The 3,704-nt window shown below is 26.0% G+C and carries 3 protein-coding genes; all 3 read right to left on the reverse strand.

The features are described from left to right. Positions 1–537: 537 nt before the first annotated feature. Positions 538–2,307: a DUF885 domain-containing protein gene (locus BR82_RS0114300; RefSeq protein WP_027090714.1), complete on the reverse strand. Its 1,770-nt coding sequence runs from the start codon at positions 2,305–2,307 to the stop codon at positions 538–540. A 120-nt stretch (positions 2,308–2,427) separates the two neighbouring features. After that, a complete protein-coding gene (locus BR82_RS0114305; protein ID WP_027090715.1) occupies positions 2,428–3,282 on the reverse strand; it encodes a S66 family peptidase in 855 nt (284 codons plus the stop codon). A gap of 108 nt (positions 3,283–3,390) precedes the next feature. Continuing rightward, the coding region (locus BR82_RS16110) for an LPXTG cell wall anchor domain-containing protein (protein WP_034865251.1) at positions 3,391–3,704 on the reverse strand (314 nt) is incomplete at its 5' end.

Below are 3,704 nucleotides of genomic sequence, written 5' to 3' on the forward strand. Positions count from 1 at the left end.
GATTCTCACTATTTGTCAATAGCTAAATAAAAAAGTCTCTTTAAATTACATTAAAGAGCTTTTTCAGTATTTTAATGCCTAACTTAATGACATTGAATAATTGATAATCCTTTTTTTATTATTTTTTCCATATTCCTTTCCCCTTTTAATTTATAAAATTTTACAATTTATAAAATATAAATATCTGATTTTTTCACCTTCCCTTCTATCATTTTTAGAAATCATTTTATTACAACAAAAAGCAAGACCAAATAATAGATATTTTAGTCTTGCCTACTTAAAGTAACAATCTGATTATTTAATTTATATTCAAATACTAGCATAAAATAATAATATTTTCAATTATAAAAGTAAAATTTTTAACTTTTTTCTATTTACTTTAATAAAAATTAATTATGTTCTATTTATTTACTAAGTAATCAAAAAAATCTTATCCTTACTTCCTAACTTATCACTTATATATTTCTAATTTTATTATAGCGTAAATGAAAAACTGTGTAGTTAAGATTAAAAATCTTTTAACTTACACAGTCTATTTTATTTACTTTTTTCACTAATAAAACTATCAACTTGTTTTTCTAATATATTAAATGAAGATGGTCCAGTAGACAGAATTACATCATGAAAATCTACTGATGAAAATTTTTCACCTAATTCTTCTTCAGCTTTATTATAAAGATCCTGGAATAAAAAGCCAGATAAATAATATTGTAAATAATTTGTAGGTGTCTCAATAAATAAATTATATTGTTCAAGCATCGTATCTTCACTTACTTCACCAAAATTATTTTTCCAATAATCTACATAATCATCATAATCCCAGCCGTCATAATGAATACCAATATCCATTAAACAAATAAATACAGCTGTTAAACGATCATTTAAACTTTTATATTCTAAAAGTGTTTTATCTTCTACAGGAGCATATTTATAGCCATTCCACTCAACATAAGTAGCCCATCCTTCACTATAACCATTGTAATCAATTAAATAACGTACTGTTGGTATATTTTTTTGTTGCTTAAAATACGTATGTTGATACATATGTCCAGGATATCCTTCATGTTCAATTGTGTCAAATAAAGTTTGTGAATAATCACCATTAATATAAATCAACTCTGGTGTATCAATTGAAGCATCAATTTTTCCTTGCAAATATGCAGCAGGGGAGAAGTTATCTTTCCAAGCGTCAGGAACTGTAATAATTTCATAATTTAAATTGTCGATTTCTGGATAATCTTGAAAAATAACTGTCTTTAAATAATCTAAAGTTTCTTCTACTGAAGTGAAATCAGAATAAACAAGATCTGAAAAACCTGTTACATTTTGTAATTCAGGATTATCAGTTAATAGAGTTCTAGCCTCCATAATCAATTCAATCTGTTTATTTTGTAAATATTCTTTTACTTCATCAACTGTCATATCTGTTCCAACTCTACCTTGAAGCATTGCCTCATAATATTCTTTACCATTAGAGCTAAAATATAAACCTTTATTTTCTTGGTTAGTTGCTGTAATTGTTTTTAGTTCCTCTCCTAAACTCGTATATGCATTTTTTAAATTAACAGATACTAATTCTTGATTTTTTTGTTTAGCAGCTGCCTTTTCTTCATCATTTAAAAATTCTACTTGATCTATTCTTTGATTGATTCTCTCAATTAAATAATCATCGCTTCCGTTAGTATAATTTTGACACTGTTCAATCGTTTTATCTAATATATTTTTTGCTAATCCAGAATTATTTTCTTGGCGCTTCTTTTCAACCTCTGCATACTTTAAAAATGTTTCTTCAGCAGTTTCTAAAATATGAAAATAGCTGTCTAGATCATTTTGCCGTTCAAATGTAAATTCACTCAATAATAATGGTAATTGCGCTTGAAAACTAATAAAACTTCCTAAATAACTATTATCTAAATAATAATAATCATATTGATAAGCATTTCTTTGTAAATAATCAACTAAAATATCATATGTTAACTTTTGACTATCAGACAGCTTATCATAATCAAATGATTTCAATTCTTTGAGAATCTTTTCACACTCTTTTTTACTTTCTTTATAATCATCCTCATCACTATATGGTAAATTCAACAATTCTTCTTCAAAACCATAGTTACTTGGATTTTCAAAAGTAAATTCAAGATTCATATCATCATCTGCCATCAATAAAGTTGGCAATTTTTCGATATAAGCATCAAAATCTTTTACTTTTGTTGTTGTCTTAGTTTCTTCTTGCGTACATCCAACTACATTTAAAGTAAGTAACAAACCTAAAACAACTGATACAATCTTTTTAAATTTTTTCATTCTATCAACGTTCCTTTATAATAATATATAGCTATATTATAACCTAAAACTATTAAGCATTTCCACTATTGAAACCATAATTTATAAATAACAATATTAAAACATAATCTTAAATCAAATCTAACATTTCATAAACTCTACTATTTCTCCAATGATTATAGCTTTAGAATTATATCCATGACCTATCTCATTTGTTTTTATTATCGCTAAGTCATCATTTACATAATATTTAACTAATTCCGTTATTGTAGGAAGAAACTCTGATTTTTCCATCTCTATAAAAGTACCCAATATGATTCCATTGATTTTATCGAATACTCCCAGCTGTTTTAATTGACTTAAATAAGTTATCATTTTATTAACATCACCACTTTGAGCTTCAAGCAACAATACTTTTTTTTCCATATTTGGCCAATACATAGTTCCTGCTAGTTTCAATAAACATCTAATATTTCCACCTACAACAATTCCATGCATATAATTTCCTTGAATAAATTCATACTCAAAAGTATATAAATCTCTTTTATTTTGAAAAAATGTATTTGAAAAATTATTTATTTGTATTTCACTTTCTGTTGATACTAAATTCCGTATTTGATACAAAACAGATTTATTTTCTGTTTTAGCATAAATAGCATTTATAATTGTCGTTAAATCGCTATATCCCCAAAATAATTTATCACTTTTTTTAATAAGTTCAAAATCTAAATAGGGTAGAATTTGATTTGCAATGTCACCTCCAGATATATCAAAAATAGCTTTAATTTCTTCATCCCGATAAAAATCCATTAATATCTTGGCTCGATATTTTCCACAATCTTTAAAATCTAGTTCATTTTCATACATATATTGACTAAAAACCGGTCTCAGTCCTAATTGAATTAAAACCCCTTTTAACAATTCTATTTTATCTTTAATAGTAATATGTAAACTATTTGAACAACAAACTATACCAACTTTATCATTAACCTCTATTTAAATCACCCCTTTTTCATAATTATATCTAATAATCATAATTAATAAACATTTTTATATCTAATCAAAAACAAGACCTACAATGTAAGTCTTGTTTTAAATAATTTTTTATCGAAATCTTCTTTTTCTATTTCCATAGAACGCTAGAGTTGCAATTGCAAGTCCTGCAAGTGGATATAACATATTTGTTGTATCACTTGTATCTACTGCTACAGTTGTATCTCCTGAAGCAACTACTTCTAAGCCATTGATACTAGCCATTAAGTTTTCATATACTGCATCGACACCTGCCTGATCAATATTTTTATCAGTTAAAGCTGCCTTTGCTTCATTTAACGCTTCCATCATTACATTCCATGTCTTAGCACTATAATTTGTGGCATTTAGTCCATTTGCTTTATTAATTAAGTCTTGTAATAGAT

The sequence above is a fragment of the Thomasclavelia saccharogumia DSM 17460 genome, from assembly GCF_000686665.1.
Lineage (GTDB): Bacteria > Bacillota_I > Bacilli_A > Erysipelotrichales > Coprobacillaceae > Thomasclavelia > Thomasclavelia saccharogumia.